The organism is Nocardia sp. NPDC050799, from assembly GCF_040654015.1.
GTDB lineage: Bacteria > Actinomycetota > Actinomycetes > Mycobacteriales > Mycobacteriaceae > Nocardia.
This window is the reverse complement of the sequence record NZ_JBFAHF010000008.1, coordinates 1-19,843: the sequence shown is the minus strand read 5'-3', so window position 1 is coordinate 19,843 and position 19,843 is coordinate 1. Positions and strand designations below refer to the sequence as shown.

At 67.1% G+C, this 19,843-nt stretch carries 16 protein-coding genes and 1 pseudogene; 9 read left to right on the top strand and 8 right to left on the bottom strand.

Going from position 1 to position 19,843, the window contains the following annotated elements; genetic code table 11:
- Nucleotides 1–41 precede the first annotated feature (41 nt).
- The 4 genes and pseudogenes from AB0H42_RS10515 (at nucleotide 42) to AB0H42_RS10500 (ending at nucleotide 2,339) form a co-directional block, all read left to right on the top strand.
- Entirely contained in the window at nucleotides 42–347 is a 306-nt protein-coding gene (locus AB0H42_RS10515; protein ID WP_357052915.1) for a GNAT family N-acetyltransferase, read from the top strand.
- An 80-nt stretch (nucleotides 348–427) separates the two neighbouring features.
- Nucleotides 428–739: pseudogene (locus AB0H42_RS10510) on the top strand (pirin-like C-terminal cupin domain-containing protein); the annotation flags it as partial.
- 126 nt (nucleotides 740–865) lie between these two features.
- Nucleotides 866–1,312: a MerR family transcriptional regulator gene (locus tag AB0H42_RS10505; protein WP_357052912.1), complete on the top strand. Its 447-nt coding sequence runs from the start codon at nucleotides 866–868 to the stop codon at nucleotides 1,310–1,312.
- Nucleotides 1,313–1,328: 16 nt separating this feature from the next.
- Nucleotides 1,329–2,339, top strand: a complete 1,011-nt coding sequence (locus AB0H42_RS10500) for an aldo/keto reductase (RefSeq protein WP_357052909.1) — start codon at nucleotides 1,329–1,331, stop codon at nucleotides 2,337–2,339.
- Here the strand turns inward: AB0H42_RS10500 and AB0H42_RS10495 are convergent.
- On the bottom strand, nucleotides 2,317–2,484 hold the full coding sequence (locus AB0H42_RS10495; RefSeq protein ID WP_357053353.1) for a hypothetical protein: 168 nt from the start codon (nucleotides 2,482–2,484) through the stop codon (nucleotides 2,317–2,319). The two genes, AB0H42_RS10500 and AB0H42_RS10495, sit on opposite strands and share 23 nt — an antisense overlap.
- A 182-nt stretch (nucleotides 2,485–2,666) precedes the next feature.
- On the opposite strand from AB0H42_RS10495, the gene AB0H42_RS10490 reads away from it, so the two are divergent.
- The gene (locus AB0H42_RS10490) at nucleotides 2,667–5,684 is read left to right on the top strand and encodes a Tn3 family transposase (RefSeq protein WP_357052906.1); all 3,018 of its coding nucleotides are present in this window, start codon (nucleotides 2,667–2,669) and stop codon (nucleotides 5,682–5,684) included.
- 136 nt (nucleotides 5,685–5,820) lie between these two features.
- Here the strand turns inward: AB0H42_RS10490 and AB0H42_RS10485 are convergent, their stop codons facing one another.
- Nucleotides 5,821–6,888 carry a hypothetical protein gene (locus AB0H42_RS10485; RefSeq protein WP_357052903.1) on the bottom strand — a complete coding sequence of 356 codons (1,068 nt, stop codon included), beginning with the start codon at nucleotides 6,886–6,888 and terminating at the stop codon, nucleotides 5,821–5,823.
- Between the two features lie 453 nt (nucleotides 6,889–7,341).
- Between AB0H42_RS10485 and AB0H42_RS10480 the strand changes: the two genes are divergently transcribed.
- Nucleotides 7,342–8,346 carry a site-specific integrase gene (locus tag AB0H42_RS10480; RefSeq protein WP_357052900.1) on the top strand — a complete coding sequence of 335 codons (1,005 nt, stop codon included), beginning with the start codon at nucleotides 7,342–7,344 and terminating at the stop codon, nucleotides 8,344–8,346.
- Nucleotides 8,347–8,385: 39 nt separating this feature from the next.
- Here the strand turns inward: AB0H42_RS10480 and AB0H42_RS10475 are convergent, their stop codons facing one another.
- Complete coding sequence (locus AB0H42_RS10475; RefSeq protein ID WP_357052897.1) at nucleotides 8,386–9,072, bottom strand: helix-turn-helix transcriptional regulator; 687 nt, start codon at nucleotides 9,070–9,072, stop codon at nucleotides 8,386–8,388.
- Nucleotides 9,073–9,173: 101 nt separating this feature from the next.
- Between AB0H42_RS10475 and AB0H42_RS10470 the strand changes: the two genes are divergently transcribed.
- Nucleotides 9,174–10,187, top strand: coding sequence for an aldo/keto reductase (locus AB0H42_RS10470; RefSeq protein WP_357052894.1), 1,014 nt, complete (start codon nucleotides 9,174–9,176; stop codon nucleotides 10,185–10,187).
- Between the two features lie 142 nt (nucleotides 10,188–10,329).
- On the opposite strand, the gene AB0H42_RS10465 is transcribed toward AB0H42_RS10470, so the two are convergent.
- A complete protein-coding gene (locus tag AB0H42_RS10465; RefSeq protein ID WP_357052892.1) occupies nucleotides 10,330–10,722 on the bottom strand; it encodes a VOC family protein in 393 nt (130 codons plus the stop codon).
- Between the two features lie 86 nt (nucleotides 10,723–10,808).
- Between AB0H42_RS10465 and AB0H42_RS10460 the strand changes: the two genes are divergently transcribed.
- On the top strand, nucleotides 10,809–11,270 hold the full coding sequence (locus AB0H42_RS10460; RefSeq protein WP_357052888.1) for a MarR family winged helix-turn-helix transcriptional regulator: 462 nt from the start codon (nucleotides 10,809–10,811) through the stop codon (nucleotides 11,268–11,270).
- 25 nt (nucleotides 11,271–11,295) lie between these two features.
- On the opposite strand, the gene cynS is transcribed toward AB0H42_RS10460, so the two are convergent.
- Nucleotides 11,296–11,745, bottom strand: coding sequence for a cyanase (gene cynS, locus AB0H42_RS10455; RefSeq protein ID WP_357052885.1), 450 nt, complete (start codon nucleotides 11,743–11,745; stop codon nucleotides 11,296–11,298).
- 249 nt (nucleotides 11,746–11,994) lie between these two features.
- On the opposite strand from cynS, the gene AB0H42_RS10450 reads away from it, so the two are divergent.
- Nucleotides 11,995–12,912, top strand: coding sequence for a formate/nitrite transporter family protein (locus AB0H42_RS10450; RefSeq protein ID WP_357052882.1), 918 nt, complete (start codon nucleotides 11,995–11,997; stop codon nucleotides 12,910–12,912).
- On the opposite strand, the gene AB0H42_RS10445 is transcribed toward AB0H42_RS10450, so the two are convergent.
- The 3 genes from AB0H42_RS10445 to AB0H42_RS10435 all read right to left on the bottom strand — a co-directional run.
- A complete protein-coding gene (locus tag AB0H42_RS10445) occupies nucleotides 12,855–15,191 on the bottom strand; it encodes a hypothetical protein (RefSeq protein ID WP_357052879.1) in 2,337 nt (778 codons plus the stop codon). The two genes, AB0H42_RS10450 and AB0H42_RS10445, sit on opposite strands and share 58 nt — an antisense overlap.
- 369 nt (nucleotides 15,192–15,560) lie before the next feature.
- The gene (locus tag AB0H42_RS10440) at nucleotides 15,561–19,514 is read right to left on the bottom strand and encodes a DNA-directed RNA polymerase subunit beta' (protein WP_357052875.1); all 3,954 of its coding nucleotides are present in this window, start codon (nucleotides 19,512–19,514) and stop codon (nucleotides 15,561–15,563) included.
- Between the two features lie 110 nt (nucleotides 19,515–19,624).
- The coding region (locus tag AB0H42_RS10435) for a hypothetical protein (RefSeq protein WP_357052872.1) at nucleotides 19,625–19,843 on the bottom strand (219 nt) is incomplete at its 5' end.

The following is a 19,843-nucleotide window of genomic DNA, read 5'->3' as shown; positions in this document are numbered from 1 at the left end:
GCCGTCGTGAAGATGGCCGGATACGGAAAGGAGCCGCGGCGATGACCGAAGCGATTGAGCAGAGCAAGGTGGTGCACAACCCCGGCGAGAACCGTTACGAAGTGTGGTACGGCGCCGAGCTGGCCGGATTCGCCGAGTACACCGAGCACGGCGGGGAAACCGTCTTCACCCATACCGAGATCGGACCCGAATTCGGCGGTAAAGGGCTGGGCAGCCGGCTGGCCGAGTTCGCGATCTCCGACACCGTGGATCGCGGGCGCAAGATCCGGCCCGAGTGCCCGTTCATCCGGAGCTATCTGGAGAAGCATCCGCAGTACAACGAGCACGTTGTCGGCGGCGGTGAGTGACCTCGATCCGCACCCCACCGCGGCCCTGTGCGAGCCGGGAATCGGGCCGGGACCGATAACGCGGGGGCACGGTCACCGCCGCCGGATGCGAGCTCACGCCGGGCCCGCTGCTGTATCTGGGCACCGGCCGCGACAGCCTCGACCTGTCCAGCGACTCCGGCGACCGGTTCGCCCTGATCGGCGGGGAGCCGCTCGCGGAGGAATTGGTGATGTGGTGGAACTTCGTCGCGCGCGAGCACGCGGAGATCGTGGCGGCCCGCACGGATCGGGAGTCGCACGACACCGGGCGTTTCGGTGATATCACCGACCACACCCCGGACCAGCGGATTCCGGCGCCGCCGATGCCCGGTGGGCAGCTGATGCCCCGCGCCCGGCGGCCACACGGCAACTGATCCGCCGCTCAGCGCTTGCTTGGAGTCCACTCCAGGTGGATATCGTTGTCCTCGTTCGACGAGAGGATCGAGCGCTACACGGAAACCCTTGTGGTGCAATGATTTTCGACAAGGAGAGTAGTCGGCGTGAGTATCACCGAACCCGGCCCGGACGTCACCGACCCGGCTCGGGAACTCCCCCGGCATTCGATCGGGGCGGCGGCCCGGCACTGCGGTCTGAGCCAGGACACGCTGCGCTGGTACGAGCGCATCGGCCTGCTGGCCCATATCGGCCGCGACCACACCGGCAAACGCCGGTTCAGTGACCGCGACCTGGACTGGCTGACGCTGATCACCCGGTTGCGCACCACCGGTATGACGGTGGCGGACATGATCAGGTACGCCGAACTCGTCCGCGCCGGCGCGAGCACGATCCCCGAACGGCTCGCGATGTTCCGCAAGACCCGCGCCGATGTCCTCGAACGTATCGCCGAACTCGAACAGACCGTGGCGGTGCTGGATCACAAGATCTCGCTCTACGAGCAGCACGCTCCCGGCGACGCCACCCGGTCACCCGACAACGCAGCATCGTGAAGGGATACCCGAGATCATGACCGAAGTACTGCCGACCGCTCCGCTGGGCACCACCGGGATCCGGGTGGGTGTCCAGGGGCTGGGCTGCATGGGTATGAGCGAGTTCTACGGCCCCACCGACCGCGCGGAATCCCGCGCGACCCTCGACCGCGCCCTCGAACTCGGCATCACCCTGTTCGACACCGCCGATATCTACGGTGCCGGCGACAACGAGGAGTTCCTGAGCGATTTCGTCCGCGCCAACCGGGACCGGATCGTGCTGGCCACCAAATTCGCGATCGTCCGCCGGGCCGACGACCCGCACTACCGCGGTATCGACAACTCACCCGACTACATCCGCCGGGCCGTCGAGGCCAGCCTGCGCCGCCTCGGGACCGACACCATCGACCTGTACTACATGCACCGGCGCGATCCCGAGGTACCGATCGAGGACAGTGTGGGTGCGATGGCAGAGCTGGTGCGCGCGGGCAAGGTGCGCGCGCTCGGCCTGTCCGAGGTCACCGGGGCGGAACTGCGCGCCGCGCACGCGGTCCATCCGATCGCGGCGGTGCAGTCGGAATGGTCGCTGTTCTCCCGCGACGTCGAGCGCACGGCGGTACCCGCCGCCGCCGAACTGGGCGTCACATTCGTGCCCTATTCACCGCTGGGCCGCGGTTTCCTCACCGGAGCCCTGCCCGGCACCGACGACCTGAGCGCGAGCGATTTCCGGCGCCATATGCCGCGTTTCACCGGCGCCAACGCCGCACACAACGCCGCCCTCCTCGCACCGCTGCACGCCATCGCCGAAGCGCGCGAACGCACGCCCGCCCAGATCGCGCTGGCCTGGGTGCAGTCGCGTGGACAGGTCCACGGGTTGCCGGTGGTACCCATTCCCGGCACCCGTCACCGGACCCGGCTCGCGGAGAATGCCGCCGCGGCCGCGGTCACCCTGACCGCGGCGGAACTGGACCGGCTGGAACCGATCGCCGGCCAGGTGGCCGGACCCCGCTACGCGGATATGTCGTTCACCTCGGCGGGCCGCGAGTAGTAGGGCGGCCGCTCCGGCACATCCAGCCGCTGGGTGCCGATGACGCGCAGCAGTTCCATCTTCCCGCGGCATCGGTACCCGGCAGCGGCCAGTAGATGAGCAACCGCTGGGTGGCGTTCGGTGTCAGCATGGTCTCGCAGAACATATCGATCACCCCGAGCTCGGGGTGCACCGCGCTCTTGGTGGGGTTCCGGTAGTAACCGCCGAAAATCGGGCGGATATGGCGTACCTACCTGGTAGGCAACAGTTTCGTGTTCGAGATGCGCCTGGACGTGCTAGGTGTTTGGCTGCCGGTGATGGTGTTGGGCGGCGGTGGAGGCTGGTTTCGTGGCGACGCGGATGTTCGCGGACGAGGAGTTGGAACGTCTGCGGGGGTTCCCGGAGATCGGCCGCGAGGAACTGTTCCGGTTCTTCACGTTGACTCCGGCAGATCTGGCGTTCGTGGACCCGGGCCGCGGCCGGGGCCCGGCCGAACGGCTGGGTCTGGCGATCACCCTGTGCACGCTGCCGTGGCTGGGGTTCGTGCCCGACCGGCTGATGACGGCTCCGCCGGTGGCGGTCGCGCGGGTCGCCGAGCAGCTACGGGTGGATCCGGTCGAGATCGGCGCCTACGGCCGTCGCGCCAAGACCCGCACCGAGCATGTGCGCCTGGCCGCGCAGTACCTCGGGTGGCGGGCGGCCGGTGCGCTCGAACTCAAGGAGCTCGACGAGTTCCTGCTCGCGCGGGCGATGGAGCACGATTCCCCTACCCTGCTGTTCCGGTTGGGCTGTGAGTATCTGATCTCGGCGCAGGTTATCCGTCCCGGCCCGGTGAGCATGGTCGAACGCATCGCACACGCCCGCTACCAGGCACAAACCGAGACCTACGACCGCCTGGCCCACGAGTTCACTCCCGCACGGTGCGCCGAGCTGGACGCACTGCTGGCCGTGGATGCCTCGCTGGGGGTTTCGCGGTTGCGGTGGCTGTCGACCGGTCCGGTGGAGGCGTCGGCGGCCGCGGTGCGCGCCGAGGTCGACAAGCTGGCGTTTCTGCGAGGGTTGGGCGCGGATCGCCTGGATTTGTCGGTGCTGCCCGCCGAGCGGCGCCGGTTCCTGGCCGCGATGGGGCGCCGATTGACCCCGCAGGCGCTGGAACGGCGTGATCCGCAGCGCCGGTATCCGATCCTGCTCACGGTGTTGGCCCAGTCCGGTACCGACGTGCTCGATGAGGTCGTGGCGTTGTTCGATCAGGCGATCTCGGCGAAGTTCGGGGCCGCCGAACGCCGGATGCAGCAAGAACTGGCCGAACGGGGCAAGTCCGGTGAGGACCGCCAGGCCCTCCTCGATGACTTGCTGGCGATCGTGACCGACCCCGCGGTCGCGGATGAGGAGATCGGTGCGCTGATCCGTGGGGAGAAGATCGGGTGGGAGCGCCTGCGGGCCGCAATCGCGCAGGCCAAACCCCGGTTGCCCCGTGATCACGGGCATCTCGCGGCGCTGGATTCCTCCTACAACTATCTGCGCCAGTTCACCCCCGCGGTGCTCGCGACGGTGGGGTTCGCCGGCGGGACCGCGGCGAGTGAGCTGCTGATCGCGGTGGCGATGCTGCGTGAGCTCAACGCCACCGGGCGCCGGAAGGTGTTCGACGACGCCCCGACCGGGTTCGTGCCCGCGAAGTGGCGCGGCTACCTCGATCAGGCGCGGAAGTCCGGTAGCGCCACCGCGTACCGGCACTACTGGGAGTTGTGCGTGCTGTTGGGTTTGCGTGACGGGTTGCGCAGCGGGAACGTGTTCGTGCCGGGCTCGCGCCGCTATGCCGACCCGGCCGCCTACCTGCTCACGCCCGAGCAGTGGGCTCCGCAGCGCGGCGAGTTCTGCCGCCTGGTCGGACGCCCGCCCGACCCCGGCGTCGCCCTGGCCGCCGTCGTTGAGGAACTGCACACCGCGGTCGGTGAACTCGACACTGTGCTCGCCGAAGGGGAGGGCCCGGTGCGGCTGGACGGCGAGTCCGGGGATCTGGTCATCTCACCGTTGACCGCCGAGGATGTTCCGGCCGAGGCGGTCTCGCTCAAGGCCGAGCTGACCGAGATGCTGCCGTTCGCGCCGATCGTGTCGCTGTTGATCGAGCTGGACAAACGCACCGGCTACCTGGACTGCTTCACCCACGCCGGCGGCCAGGCCACCCGCACGCCGGAGTTGAAACGCAACCTGATCGCGGTGCTGCTCGCGCACTCGACCAACCTGGGACTGACCAGGATGGCCGAGGCCTGCGGCATCTCCTACGACATCCTGTCCTGGACCGACGAATGGTACGTGCGCGAGGAGACCCTGCGCGCTGCGAACCTGGTGCTCATCGACTACCACCAGCGCCTGCCGCTGACCCCGGTGTTCGGCGCCGGGACGCTGTCCTCCAGCGACGGGCAGCGGTTCCCGACGCGCGGGAAGTCGACCACCGCCCGGCCGTTGAGCCGCTACTTCGCAGGCGAGGGCCTGTCGACGTACACCCATGTCACCGAGCAACACGCCACCTACGGCACCAAGGTGATCGTGGCGACCAGACGCGAAGCCGACTACGTGCTCGACGAGATTCTCGGTAATGCCACCGATTTGCCGATCACCGAACACGCCACCGACACCCACGGGGTCACCCTGGTCAACTTCGGGCTGTTCGACCTGCTCGGGATGCAGCTGTCCCCGCGGATCCGGGACCTGGGGCGGATCACCCTGTACCGGCCGGGCCCGCGTGGCGAGGCCGATTCCCGGTTCCCGTACGCGGGCCCGCTGATGACCCGCAAGGCCAACCTGGAGTTGATCGCCGAGCACTGGGACGATCTGCTCCGGCTGGCCGGATCGTTGAAGTTCGGGCACGCCACCGCATCGCTGCTGGTCGGCAAGCTGTCAGCATCCGGTCGACAGAACACTCTGGCCGCGGCGCTCAAGGAGTACGGGGCGTTGCGGCGCACGATCTACGCCGCGAAATACCTCTCCGATCCGGACTATCGGCGCAAGGTCGCCCGCCAGCTCAACAAGGGCGAATCCCTGCACGCGCTACGCCGGGACCTGCTGTATGCCCATGAGGGCATGATCCGGGCCCGCCAGCTGCAAGATCAGACCGAGCAAGCCTGGTGTTTGACCCTGGCGACCAACGCTGTGATCGCGTGGACCACGGAGTATTACGGGCTCGCGGTCGAGCAGATGCGCCGGTCCGGGCAGCGGATCGACGACGAGGTCCTGGCTCATATCTCCCCGGCGCACAGCGCCAATATCAACTTCTTCGGCGCGATCGAGGTCGACATCGACGCCGAACTGGCCCAGCTCGGGCCGACCGGGTACCAGCCGCTGCGGGTGCGCGACACCTTGTTCTGAGCCCCCTACATCGAGAGGACGACCTGATGCCCGAACAGATCGACGACGCGGCCGATCCCGATCACCCTGTTTCGAATGTCGGTTGTCGGTTTCTGGCGCGACCGCGACGATTGTCAGGGTTCGGTCGTTCCCGCCGTCATGCCTCCCATGACGACCGACGTGGCCAACCGTCCGCCTCGGCGATCCGATCCAGATGCGCTTGACCGAACATCGGGGATGGACGTGGCCCACCGAACATCGGGGCCAGGTGGGGTGGTGGGTCGGATTGGGGCAGGTGGATGTAGGCGTCGTTGTCGGGGCCGAATTCTCCGCCAGCGTTGTGGTAGTCGAGGAGGTCGGCGACAAAGGTTTCGTCGCCGGCGTTGTGCTTGCGTGCTGCGGCGGCGAGCAGGTTGGTGCGGTCGTAGCCTCCGGTGAACTCGATGCTGGTCGTCGAGTGTGGGCCGGCGTGCAGAATCGCACCGGCGTTGGGCGGAAAGTGCGGCGAGTTGCTGGTGTGGAGGCTGCCCAGCAGGGCGGCGACTTTGGTGTCGGGGTCCTCGGACAAGATGCCGTCGATGGTGGCGGCCATATGTCTGTCGCGCACTTCTTGGGCGTCGCGGGCCGGATTTGCGGATCGACGCATGTCGAGGGGGACAACGGTGATGCCTTCGGCGTTCATCGCCCGCATCATCTCCTCGTACCCGGACAAGTGCCTCAATCCGACTCGTGTGAGATCCGCGGGTCGGCCCGCGTTCAGCTCGTCGAACGCCGAATGTGGGGGTGCCTCGACACCGAAGTGAGTGATTCCCGCTTCCCGCATGGCCCGAGCCTGGCCGGCCAGGAACTCTCGTCCCGGCGCGTTGTAGTGAAGCTCACCCAACAGGACCGCGCGATGGTCACCGACCATGGCATTCCAGTCGACCGAGCGCCGGTTGACCACGACGCTGTCGAGGGAGTCCGGTGTGAATCCGGCCGTTCCCTCACCTCGAAGGTCGGTCTTCTCCTCGCCATCTCGCCTGACGGGCTCCGTGGCGTTGTCCAGCTGTCGGGCAGCCGACGCGCCGGCATCATCATGCACATCAGCCGAATCCCGAAGACCATCCGCGCCGATCGGGCCCCTGTAAGCGCGTTCGTAGTGCCCAGCAATCCCGGGCATCTCGCGTTTACGCAATCCATCAGCCATGTCCGAGAAAAGTCGAGATAGCGGACTCTCTCGCGGCAACTCTCACACCTTGCTGTTCTCGTGCATGGCAGCGACAACGCCCTGAGCTGCCCCTGTCCCTACGTTGGGGAGCATCCTCCCGATAGGGCTTGAATGGTACTTCTCCACGGTCACACCGGCCGGTGCGTGGAAGGCAGTTGCTGTTGCTCCGGTGCCGCCACCCCGGCCTGGAGAAGGCCGCTACAGACCGCCTGCCCCGACGTCACGGTCTTCCCGCGCCGAACCCGACGCGGCCCCAATCGAGCCGATGTATGTAGAGGTGGGTGATCGAGGTTGTTTTGAGCTGGCGCGATGTGTCTTGGATGAACAATTTGCGCGGAATCCAGCGGCCATGATTTATCCCGGATAATGGGCTGTTATCCGGGATATCGTGAGACTCGACCTGCGGCGGACCCGCTCCGCCGCGTACACGAAGCAGCCCCGTTATCCGGGGCAAGCCGGAGAAGGGATCCGATGGCCGCGAAGGTGACCTGGCTGCGCACCGCGGCGCCGCGCACCCTGCGCTCGTCCGCCGACGCGTTCCTCGACACGATCGGATCGGCCAACACCCGCCGCGCCTACGGCATAGCGATCGTCAAGACCGTCGACGAGCTCGACGGCCGCCCGGACGGACTCGTCGGCACCAGCCGCGCCTTGGACTCGGTCACCGACGCCGAAGTCGGCGCCGCGCTGGAAACCCTCTGGGGCAACGCGGCGGTGAACACCTGGAACGCGCGCCGCGCTGCGGTCGGCAAATGGCTCTCCTGGTGCGCCGAGCAAGGCTGGACCACACCGAGCATCCCGGCCTCGGCCGGGCGGTCGACGCCGCCGGACTCCGACACACCCGTCCGCTCGCGCACCGCGATCGACCGGCTCATCGCCCGCCGCGAGATCCACGTGCGGGAGAAGACGCTGTGGCGGATGCTGTATGAAACCTGCGCCCGCGCCGAGGAACTGCTCCAGCTCAACATCGAAGACCTCGACCTCGCCGGCCGCACCGCGGCGGTGAAGTCCAAGGGCGCCAAACCCCGCACCCGCCGCCGCGGCGCCACCCACCACGAACACGTCCTCGAAAACGTGTACTGGGACGCCGGCACCGCCCGCCTGCTTCCCCGGCTCATCCGCGACCGCACCCGCGGCCCCGTGTTCGTGACCCACCGCCGACCGGGACCCGGCAAGTACCTCGCCGACCGCGACGTCTGCCCCGACACCGGCCTCGCCCGGCTGTCCTACGACCAGGCCCGCGACCTACTCGACACCGCCACCACCCTCGACGGACCCGGAACCGGCTGGGACCTCCACGAACTACGCCACTCCGGCCTGACCCACCTCGGAGAATCCGGCGCGAGCCTGCTCGAACTCATGGCGAAATCCCGACACCGCAAGGCCGAGAACCTGCGCCGCTACTTCAAACCATCCCCGCAGACGATGCGCGAGCTGACCTCGCTCCTGGGCCCGGGAGCCGAACGCCGACGCTGACCAGCAGCTACGCCATATCCGCCCGATTTTCGGCGGTTACTACCGGAACCCCTTGGTGTCGGAGTGCCGCACCGCCACCTCGTGCTCGTTCCAGAGCCGTTCGAACTCCGGACTGTTCGCCCGCAGCGCGCCGATGAACTCGATGACGTCCGGGTCCTTCGGCCGACGCGCGGCGGTGGCCCGCAGGTCGGCCGCCTGCCGGCGGGCGAGCCCGTCGGTATCGCGTAGCGGAGCGATCGCCCGGGCCTCCGGTTCGGTGAACCACCGCCAGGCATAGAACCGGTTCCAGCCCTGCTGTCCGGCCTGGTCGCCGAAGAGCAGGGTGTGCATCCGGTTCTGTACCAGGCATTCGCCGAGGTCGGTGATGACCACTGCCGGGATATCGTCCAGTTTCGCGAGCACATGCATCAGCCCGGGGCCGACGTGCTTATCCGTCCGGTTGCCGCCGGGCGGCGCGTGTTCGCACAGCAGATAGATGTGATCACGTTCGTCGGCGGTACAGCGCAGCGCACGGGTCAGGGCGGCGAGCACCTGGGTCGACGGCCGGGGCCCGCGCGCCTGTTCCAGCCGCGTGTAGTAGTCGGTGGAGATGCCGGCCAGCTGCGCCACTTCGTCGCGTCGCAGGCCCGGGGTGCGGCGGCGGGTACCCGGGGGCAGCCCCACCGCCTCGGTGGTGAGCTGTTCCCGGCGGCGACGGAGGAAATCGGCGAGTTCGCTGCGATCCATACCTCCACTGTCGCGCACCGCCGCGCGGTCAGCCAGGGATCGCCGCTCCCCCGATAAAGCGTCTCTGCCGCGAGCGGGACCGGTCCACCACGGTGGTCTGTATGACGAATACACAGATCGCAGTCGCGCAACTGGGCAACACCGGGCCGACGGTCGGACGGATCGTGCTCGGCGCGATGGGGATGTCCGGTTCCTACGGTCCCGCCGACGAGACCGAATCGACGGCCACTGTGCACGCCGCACTCGATTCCGGCGCCCGGCTCGTCGATACCGGCGATTTCTACGGGATGGGCCACAACGAATTGCTGGTGGGCCGGGCGATCGCCGACCGTCCCCGGGACGAAACGGTCCTCAGCGTGAAGTTCGGCGGCATGATCGGACCGGACGGCACCTGGCAGGGATTCGACAGCCGTCCGGCCGCGCTGCGCAACTTCCTGAGCTATAGCCTGCGCCGGCTCGGGGTCGACCATGTCGACATCTATCGTCCGGCGCGGCTGGACCCGGCGGTGCCGATCGAGGACACCGTCGGCGCCATCGCCGAACTCGTCGAGGCGGGGTATGTGCGGCATATCGGCCTGTCCGAAGTCGGCGCCGAAACATTGCGCCGGGCAGCCGCGGTACACCCGATCGCCGATCTGCAGATCGAGTACTCGCTGTTCTCGCGCAGGATCGAGGCCGAGATCCTGCCCGTGTGCCGCGAACTCGGTATCGGGATCACCGCCTACGGGGTGCTCTCCCGCGGGCTGCTCAGTGATACTGCTCCCGGCCGCGCCACCGGGTTCGGGCAGTCGGACTACCGCGCCCACGCTCCCCGCTTCCAAGGCGACAACCTCACCGCCAACCTGAACCTGGTCGACGCGCTCGCCGCTCTCGCGCGGCGCCACGGCGTCTCCACCGCCCAGCTGGCCATCGCCTGGGTACTGAGCCGCGGCGACGATATCGTTCCGGTGATCGGGGCGCGCACCCGTACCCGATGGTCGGAGGCGCTCGGCGCGCTGGATATCGCGCTCACCGCGGCCGATATCGCCGCGATCGAGGCCGCGGTACCGGCGGCGGCAGTAGCCGGTGGCCGGTACGCGGAGGCACAGATGAGCGCCCTCGACAGCGAGCGCTGAACCGGGCCTCCAGCGAGGCCACCTCCCGTCGGAACGCCTCGGGTGCGGCCCGGGAGTACCGGATCCGGCCCTGCTTCTCCGTGATTACCATGCCGCGTCCTCGCGCAGCCGGATGCGCTTCTCGATGCCCGGTGGCGCGCTGTCAACGGGCCACGGTGAACATTTCGTAGCTGTGCCCTTCCGGCGAGCGGACGTACACACCGCGACCGCCGCCCAGGTGGTCGATATCCCGGTCCCAGCCGCTCCCGGGCCCCGACCCGTACTCGACGGCGGGCCATTGCGCCAGCCGTCGCAGTACGGCGTCGAAGGTGGCCTCGTCGACCAGGAAGCCGTAGTGGCCCGGCTCGACGCGGCCGCGGTCGTCGAAATCGAATGTCAGCTGTTCGTTCACCCGCACCGGCACGAACGGGCCGGCCGGGTCGCCCACCGCCAACCCCATGAGCTCGGCGAAGAACGTCGCCCCGGCCACGCGATCCGGCACCGGCACGATGGTGTGGTCGAGCACGATGCGCGGGGTGTTACTCGGGTCGGACATAGACCCCTCCTCTCGATTACATGCGTTACACATAAAAAATACATGCGCATCGCATTGAAATTTTTGAAGAGGATAGATTGGTCTATATGAGCGGCAGCTCCTCCCCCGCGGACGGCGGGCCCGCCCTGTTCCGCCTGGTTCGGTTCTGGTCCCGGCGCTGGATACAGCGCGGCGCCGGGGGGCAGAGCGCGGAGCTGGGCAACCCTCAGCACGTCCAGGTCGTGGAGGCGGTGGCCGGTGCCGCCGATGCCCCCGATGAGGCGACCATCACCGCGGTCGCCCACCAGCTCGGTCTCGATCATTCCGGAGCCAGCCGGATGGTCCGCGACGCCACCACCGCCGGTTACCTCGCACGTCGCGAATCCGACCTGGACCGGCGCCGCACCGCCCTGCACCTCACCCCGGCAGGTACCCGCCTGCTGGCCGACGCCCACGATTGGCAACGGCAGATATTCGACCGGCTCACCGACGACTGGTCCCCCGCCGACCGCCGCCGGTTCGCCGGCTACCTCCAGCGGCTGGCCGAAGAACTACCGCACAACCAGTGAGAACCCGCTCGGCGGCGGGCCCGGATCACCACCGGTAGTCGAGGAACTTCCCGTCGAAGGTGATGACCACGCGATCGCCGTCGGGGTCGGGACGGCGAGCGAAATCGACCTTGAAGTTGATGGCACTCATGATCCCGTCGCCGAACTCCTCGTGGATTAGTTCCTTCAACGCGGGCCCGTACACCGAGAGCGCCTCCACGAAGCGATAGATCGTGGGATCGCTCATCACCGCCGGATCGGCGCCGCGCGCCGGCTGCAACACCAGGCTTTCGGCCACCGAATCGTCCAGCCCGAGCAAGCGGCAGGCCGTGCCCGCCTGCTCCGCCGTCATCGGATGCTGCCCGAGCAATGCCGCAGTCGTCCAGACCAGCGGAGCACCGAGAGCGTCGGCGATATCGGCCCAGGACAAGCCCTGGCGGATACGGGCGGCGACAACGAGGTCGGCGGCCGCGCGCTTGCTCATGATCGGTTCCATACGAGACTCCTAGCATCGGGAAACATCGAAAGCCTCCCACCGGTGAACGCGCCGAACCGAATCGGTATCACAATGTTTACTTCCGAGACATCATGATCGGCGTGGCCGTCCTGCGAGGTCACGCCGGGGCACATACCGCCGCACCGATTCGGTGAGGGCCCGGTAACACGGGTGCGCTCGCCACGATACGGGCGGGAAATCTCGGCACCGCACACTTCGGCACGAAAGACCACAACCGAAGGGCGTGCCATGTCTTATCTCAAACCAGCGGACTTCGTGAAAGAAATGATCGACGCCGGCGAAGCGAAGGCATTCATGTCCACGCGCGATACCGTGATCCGCGCCTATATGGCCGGGGCGATCCTGGCGCTCGCCGCGGCCTTCGCGGTCACCATCACGGTGCAGACCGGCCAGGCACTACTCGGGGCGGTCCTGTTCCCGGTGGGTTTCTGCATGCTCTACCTACTCGGGTTCGACCTGCTCACCGGCGTGTTCACGCTCGTACCGCTGGCCTGGCTGGACCGGCGGCCCGGGGTGACCTGGCGAGCCCTGCTGCGCAACTGGGGACTGGTGTTCACCGGCAACTTCCTCGGCGCGTTCACCGTCGCGGTGATGATGGCGGTCATCGTGACCATGGGTTTCTCGATGGACCCCAATGAAGTCGGGCAGAAACTCGGTGAAATCGGCGTCTCGCGCACGGTCGGTTACGCCGATCACGGTGCCGCGGGAATGCTCACCCTCTTCATTCGCGGTGTGCTCTGCAATTGGATGGTCTCCACCGGTGTGGTCGCGGCGATGATGTCGACTTCGGTGTCCGGGAAGGTCATCGCCATGTGGATGCCCATCATGTTGTTCTTCTACATGGGATTCGAGCATTCGATTGTCAATATGTTCCTCTTCCCGTCCGGCCTGCTACTCGGTGGCGATTTCTCGATCGGCGACTATCTGATCTGGAACGAGATCCCCACGGTGATCGGCAATCTGGTGGGCGGCCTGGCCTTCGTCGGCCTGACGCTCTATGCGACCCACGCGCGTACCGCCACGCCGCGGCCCCGCCCGGCCGCGTCGGCCGGTCCGGGCATCGGGACCGAACCGAGCGATGCGAATTCTCAGACGCCGGCGGCGAAGGCGGATGCGGGCGATCGGGTCGCTTCGGCAGCCCAGTAATCGGTGTCGACGGCCGCGTTCTGCGCGGCGAAGAAGCGCCGGCGACTCTCTTCGTCGGCCGGGTTGACCACAAAAGAGGTCATCGCGGTGGAGACCTGCTGCGCGTGTTCGTCACCGATCCAGCGCAGGATCCGGGCCGCGTCCTCCTCGGAGTACTCGGCCGTCTCCTCGCCGGTCGCGACCTGCTGGATCCGGTTGAGCTTCGCCCGGGTGGGCGCGGACAGATACTCTTCACCGGCCCGGCGCGCCATGCCCCCCAATTCGACGCCCTCCCGTCCGAGCGAGTAGGCGAGGACAGCCCGCTCCAGCTCCGCATGCGCCGCCGGGGTGTTCATCGCCGCGGCGTAATTCGAGGCCGCGACGACTTCGGCCAGATTCTTGTCGGCCAGCGACACATCGCCCCCGTGTTTCACCACATAGCCTCGCGCTTCCACCGCGCGCTGGATCATCTCCTCGTCGGTGAAGCCGGCACCGCGCAGCGAAGCGGCGACCTGCCCGAGGAATCCGCCACCGCCGACGAGTACACCGTCGACCGCGGCGGCCGCGCCCCGCGCCGTATTCACGCCACCCCGGCCTGCCGTACTGGCGACAGCCGTCGCGTCCCGGGCGGCGTGTGAGAGGTGCAGTCGATCGAGGAAGGCGTGCGTGAACAGACCGTCCGGGCCACCGATCTTCTCACCGTTCCATCGCATATTCCACGCGCCCCACTGGTCGAGCATGGCGCTCTGCCGTTTCCGTGAATGCGGTTCCAGTGGCGCGACCCGGTCGAACAGCCACGCCGCTGCCGGAGTGCTGTTCAATGTGCCGAGTGCGGCGGCCCCGGCGATCAACCCGAGGCCTGGAACACCGGAGTTGGCGACTCCGCTGGAACCCATACCGAGCGCCGAACCGCCGCCGGCGCCGCCCGCACCACCGCCCGGCGCCTGCTGCAGAGCAAGGGAGAACCGGTTGACGATCCACTCGTTGCCCTGGCGCAGGGCGGCGGAGAATCGCCGGAACTGCAGCAGACCGACGATTTCCACCACCGCGCCGAGGATCAGGACCAAGGTCGCCTGACCGCGCGCCTGGTCGAACAGGTTGCCGAGGAACAGGATGTACAAACCCAGATAGATGACGTACGCCGCCATCACCACGGCACCGTAGAAGCTGTCCACGAGATTGCGGACCAGAAATGTCTGCGTGGGACCGTAGACGAAACCGCCCGCCGCGAAACCGAAAATCGCCGCGAAACCGTGGAAGATCGAATCGAGAGCGGACCAGATGATCTTGATTGAGAGGTAGGTCCCGAACGCGAGCAGGATACCGGCGCAGATCAGCACGACCAGCCCCGAACCCGCCTGCCCCATGGTCGGATTCAGCGCCGCCTGGTGCGCCGCCAGGTCACCGCAGGCACGCAGCCCGGACACCAGGGCCGAATCCGAACCCGACTGCATTCCGGCCGACCAGACGGCCGCGCATCCCGGCCGGTCGTCGATCACATGCCCGAAGTTCCACACCTGGACCTGGCGCCGGGCGAAATTATCGGCCAGGTTCGCCTGCATCGTCGCGACCAGTCCGGCGGGGTCGCTGTGCATATGCCCGGTGAGCCCGGCAGCGACCGCGATACCGAGGTCACGCCCCTGCGACATCAGCCCGTGCGACGAAAGGACATCCTCGAGCGGTTGGGCCATGAAGACCGGCCCGATCACGGCGACCCCGACCATCGTCACCGCCTGGGTGGCCGCCCGCGCGTGGTGGCCGCGCAATACGAACCACGCCACGATGAACGCGCCGAGAGACGCCGCGACGATGAGCATCATCGGGATACCGAGCTGCGCGTGCAGGCTACGGGCGACTCCGGACAGCGCGTCCCCGAACGGATCGAGCCAGTGGAAACTCATTGTGTAACCGATCACCCAAATGGCACCCGTCACGATGACGATATAGCCGGCGAATTCGAGCCCGAGCACAATCGAGATGGCCGTCTCCAGCGGCTCGAACAAACTCCCATGTGTGGTGACGAACCGATAGTGGGTCAATTCGATGCCGCTGGAATCGCGGATATTCATCCAGTTCAGTGCCGGAAAACCGGCAGTCGCCACCGATTCGGAATCTCCGGTCGCGGCCAGCGCGGCCGCCCCGAGCATTGCGGGGAGCACGAACAGGACCGTGCCGATCACCGCGAGCCGCCGGAACCATCGGCGGCGACGCGCCGGCTTCGTGACCTCCGCGCTGCCACCCTCCGGACGCGCCACACGCGCCCGAATACCGCGCGCGAGCTGGGTGATTCGCATTGTCATGGGCCCTCCGGCGGTCGTCGGTCCGGCAACTGTTCGACGACTCCGGCAGACAGTGCGCTACCACGCTATTCATCACTGTTCGACCGAACGACGTTTGTGTGCAATGTGATCGCAATGCCCGGTTCATATTCCCACTGCTGAACCGACCCGGCTCAGCAGCTCAGCAGCTCAGCAGCTCAGCAGCTCAGCAGCTCAGCAGCTCGACGGCTCAGCGATCCCCGAACAGCATCCGGCCCGCTCCTATCGAAGAGCGGGCCGAGGTTTCCGGCAGCGGGGCCTTCCGGACCGAGCCGGCGATGGCCCGGCCCGGAACGCATTTCGGCCCCGCACCGAAACGGTGCGGGGCCGAACGCTGTTGCTACCTACCGATTACCGGTAGTCGCTGAAACCGTAATCGTCCAGCGGGACCGCGGCACCGGTGGTGGCACCGAAGCCCTCCGGGCTGTAGTAGGTGTCGTCGTAGGACGGCACCGCGTACGCCGCGGCACGCGCTTCCTCGGTCGGCTGAACCTGGATGTTGCGGTACCGGTTGATACCGGTACCCGCCGGGATCAGCTTACCGATGATCACGTTCTCCTTGAGGCCGATGAGCCGGTCGGAGCGGCAGTTGATCGCCGCGTCCGTCAGGACTCGGGTGGTCTCCTGGAAGGACGCCGCCGACAGCCACGAATCGGTGGCCAGCGACGCCTTGGTGATACCCATCAGCACCGGACGACCCGCCGCGGGCTCGTTGCCTTCGGCGACCACGCGACGGTTGGATGCCTCGAACTCCGAACGCTCGGTCAGCGAACCGGGGAGGAACTCGGTGGCACCCGAATCGATGATCGTCACCCGGCGCAGCATCTGACGGACGATGACCTCGATGTGCTTGTCGTGGATGGACACACCCTGGCTCCGGTAGACCTCCTGGACCTCGTGGACCAGGTGGATCTGGACCTGCCGGGGACCCATCACGCGCAGCACCTCGTGCGGATCCGCCGCGCCCTCCAGCAACTGCTGGCCGACCTCGACGTGATCGCCGTCGGAGAGCAGCCGCTCGGTGCCGTCGTCGTGCTTGAACACGCGCAGCCGCTGACGCTTGGACAGCTTGTCGTAGACCACATCGTCCCCGCCGTCGTCGGGAATGATGGTGATCTTGTAGAAGCGGTCGTCGTCCTCCAGCCGCACCCGGCCCGAGACCTCCGCGATCGGCGCCTTGCCCTTGGGCACCCGAGCCTCGAAGAGCTCCTGCACACGGGGCAGACCGCCGGTGATGTCGTCACCCGCGACACCACCCTGGTGGAAGGTACGCATGGTCAGCTGGGTACCGGGCTCACCGATGGACTGCGCGGCGACGATACCGACCGCCTCGCCGATATCGACGAGCTTTCCGGTGGCCATCGAGCGGCCGTAGCAGGTCGCGCAGACTCCGGTGCCGGTGGTGCAGGTCAGCACGGAGCGGACCTTCACCTCGGTGATACCGGCGTCCAGCAGCGCCTCGATCGCGGGATCGCCCAGGTCGGCGCCCTTGGTGACCACGACGTTGCCGCTTTCGTCGAGCGCGTCGGCGGCCAGCGTGCGGGCGTAGGCCGAGGTCTCCACGTGCGGGTCCCGGATGAGCAGGCCGTCGGGCTGCTTCTCCGCGATGTGCACGATGATCCCGCGTTCGGTGCCGCAGTCGTGCTCGCGCACGATCACGTCCTGCGAGACGTCGACCAGACGACGGGTCAGGTAACCCGAGTCGGCGGTACGCAGCGCGGTGTCGGCCAGGCCCTTACGAGCACCGTGGGTGTTGATGAAGTACTCCAGCACCGTCAGGCCCTCACGGAAGGAGGACTTGATCGGCCGCGGGATGAACTCACCCTTCGGGTTCGTCACCAGGCCCTTCATACCGGCGAGGGTACGAGTCTGGGTGAAGTTACCCGTGGCGCCCGAATCGACGATCGTGATGATCGGGTTGTCGGCCGGGTAGTGCGCGCGCAGCGCCCTACCGACCTCTTCGGTCGCTTCCTGCCAGATCTTGACCAGGGCGTTGTTGCGCTCCTGATGATCGAGCGCACCACGCTGGTACTTCTTCTCGATCTGATCGGACTGCGCCTCGTAGCGCTCCATGATCTCGGCCTTCTCCGGCGGAACGAGCACGTCCGACATGGAGACGGTGACACCCGAACGCGTGGCCCAGTAGAAGCCGGCGTCCTTGAGCTTGTCGACGGTCTGCGCGACCACGATCATCGGGTAGCGCTCGGCGAGATCGTTGATGATCGTCGCCTGCCGCTTCTTCGGCATCGGCTCGTTGATGAACGCGTAGTCGCCCGGGAGCAGCTCGTTGAACAGCACCCGACCCAGGGTGGTCTGAGTGGTCCACGCGTCGCCGCGCCGCCAGCCCTCCGGGAACAGTTCCGCCTCGACGTCCTTGGGCGGACGCTGATCGGTCAGCCGCACCTTGATGGTCGACCGCACGGTGAGCTCACCGCGGTCCACCGCCATCTGCGCTTCGGCCGGCGAGGAGTACACGCCCTGCTCCGGACCGTCACCGTTGGCGGGCTGGTACTCGCCCTTGGCGCCCTCGTCGAGCCGGGTCAGGTAGTACAGACCCGTCACCATGTCCAGACGCGGCATGGCCAGCGGGCGACCCGACGCCGGGGACAGGATGTTGTTCGAGGACAGCATCAGGATGCGGGCCTCGGCCTGCGCCTCCGCCGACAGTGGCAGGTGCACGGCCATCTGGTCACCGTCGAAGTCGGCGTTGAACGCCTCACAGACCAGCGGGTGCAGCTGGATGGCCTTACCCTCGACCAGCTGCGGCTCGAAGGCCTGGATACCGAGGCGGTGCAGGGTGGGCGCACGGTTCAGCAGCACCGGGTGCTCGGCGATGACCTCTTCGAGGACATCCCACACCTGCGGCCGCTGCCGCTCGACCATCCGCTTGGCGGATTTGATGTTCTGCGCGTGGTTCAGGTCGACCAGCCGCTTCATCACGAACGGCTTGAACAGCTCCAGCGCCATCAGCTTGGGCAGACCGCACTGGTGCAGTTTCAGCTGCGGGCCGACGACGATGACCGAACGGCCGGAGTAGTCGACACGCTTACCCAGCAGGTTCTGCCGGAAACGACCCTGCTTACCCTTGAGCAGATCGCTCAGGGACTTCAGCGGGCGGTTACCCGGACCGGTGACCGGCCGGCCGCGACGGCCGTTGTCGAACAGCGCGTCGACGGACTCCTGCAGCATCCGCTTCTCGTTGTTGACGATGATCTCAGGGGCACCGAGGTCGATCAGTCGCTTGAGGCGGTTGTTGCGGTTGATGACGCGACGGTAGAGGTCGTTCAGGTCGGAGGTGGCGAAGCGGCCACCATCGAGCTGGACCATCGGCCGCAGCTCCGGCGGGATCACCGGAACGGCGTCGAGCACCATACCCATCGGCGAGTTGCCGTTGGTCTGGAACGCCGCCACGACCTTGAGCCGCTTGAGCGCGCGCAGCTTCTTCTGGCCCTTACCGCTGCGGATGGTCTCGCGCAGGTTCTCGGCCTCGGCCTCGATATCGAAGTTCTCCATCAGCTTCTGGATGGACTCCGCGCCCATCGCGCCGGTGAAGTACTCGCCGTAGCGGTCGGTGATCTCGCGGTAGAGCACCTCGTCCACGATCAGCTGCTTGGGGGCCAGCTTCGTGAAGGTGGTCCAGATCTCCTCGAGCCGGTCCAGCTCACGCTGGGCGCGGTCGCGGAGCTGCTTCATCTCGCGCTCGCCGCCATCCTTGACCTTACGGCGGACGTCGGACTTGGCACCCTCGGCCTCGAGCTCGGCCAAGTCGGCCTCGAGCTTCTGGGCCCGGGCCTCGAGGTCGGCGTCACGCTGATCGGCGACGGTCTTCTTCTCGACCTCCATCTCGGCCTCGAGAGTCGACAGCTCGTTGTGCCGCATCTCGTCGTCGACGGCGGTGATGACGTAGGCGGCGAAGTAGATGATCTTTTCCAGATCCTTCGGCGCCAGGTCGAGCAGGTAGCCGAGGCGGCTCGGCACACCCTTGAAGTACCAGATGTGGGTGACCGGAGCGGCCAGCTCGATATGGCCCATCCGCTCACGGCGCACCTTCGCACGGGTCACCTCGACGCCACAGCGTTCACAGATGATGCCCTTGAAGCGGACGCGCTTGTACTTACCGCAGTAGCACTCCCAGTCCCGGGTGGGCCCGAAGATCTTCTCGCAGAACAAGCCGTCCTTCTCCGGCTTGAGCGTGCGGTAGTTGATGGTCTCCGGCTTCTTCACCTCACCGTAGGACCACTGGCGAATGTCTTCGGCGGTGGCGAGGCCGATCCGGAGTTCATCGAAGAAGTTGACGTCTAGCACGTAACTTCCTTTCCCCTGTGCGGGTCGAATACGAGCAAAAGTTCTCTATTGGATTCGAACGCGTTGGCCGGGTGCCGTGCCGTAATTCGTCACGGCACCCGGCCAACGCCCTAGTTCGCCAGATCGTCGACGGTGGCCGCTTCGTTCCGGGACAGGTTGATGCCCAGATTGGCCGCCGCCCGCTCGAGATCCTCGTCGTCGCCGTCGCGCATCTCGATCGCCGCGCCGTCCGAGGACAGCACCTCGACATTGAGGCACAGGGACTGGAGTTCCTTGAGCAGAACCTTGAACGATTCCGGGATGCCCGGTTCCGGAATGTTCTCGCCCTT

Coding starts and splice junctions, on each gene's coding strand:
- AB0H42_RS10515 (WP_357052915.1), top strand. CDS start 42: ATGACCGAAGCGATTGAGCAGAGCAAGGTGGTGCACAACCCCGGCGAG.
- AB0H42_RS10500 (WP_357052909.1), top strand. CDS start 1,329: ATGACCGAAGTACTGCCGACCGCTCCGCTGGGCACCACCGGGATCCGG.
- AB0H42_RS10495 (WP_357053353.1), bottom strand. CDS start 2,484: ATGTTCTGCGAGACCATGCTGACACCGAACGCCACCCAGCGGTTGCTC.
- AB0H42_RS10480 (WP_357052900.1), top strand. CDS start 7,342: ATGGCCGCGAAGGTGACCTGGCTGCGCACCGCGGCGCCGCGCACCCTG.
- AB0H42_RS10475 (WP_357052897.1), bottom strand. CDS start 9,072: ATGGATCGCAGCGAACTCGCCGATTTCCTCCGTCGCCGCCGGGAACAG.
- AB0H42_RS10470 (WP_357052894.1), top strand. CDS start 9,174: ATGACGAATACACAGATCGCAGTCGCGCAACTGGGCAACACCGGGCCG.
- AB0H42_RS10465 (WP_357052892.1), bottom strand. CDS start 10,722: ATGTCCGACCCGAGTAACACCCCGCGCATCGTGCTCGACCACACCATC.
- AB0H42_RS10460 (WP_357052888.1), top strand. CDS start 10,809: ATGAGCGGCAGCTCCTCCCCCGCGGACGGCGGGCCCGCCCTGTTCCGC.
- cynS (WP_357052885.1), bottom strand. CDS start 11,745: ATGGAACCGATCATGAGCAAGCGCGCGGCCGCCGACCTCGTTGTCGCC.
- AB0H42_RS10450 (WP_357052882.1), top strand. CDS start 11,995: ATGTCTTATCTCAAACCAGCGGACTTCGTGAAAGAAATGATCGACGCC.
- AB0H42_RS10445 (WP_357052879.1), bottom strand. CDS start 15,191: ATGACAATGCGAATCACCCAGCTCGCGCGCGGTATTCGGGCGCGTGTG.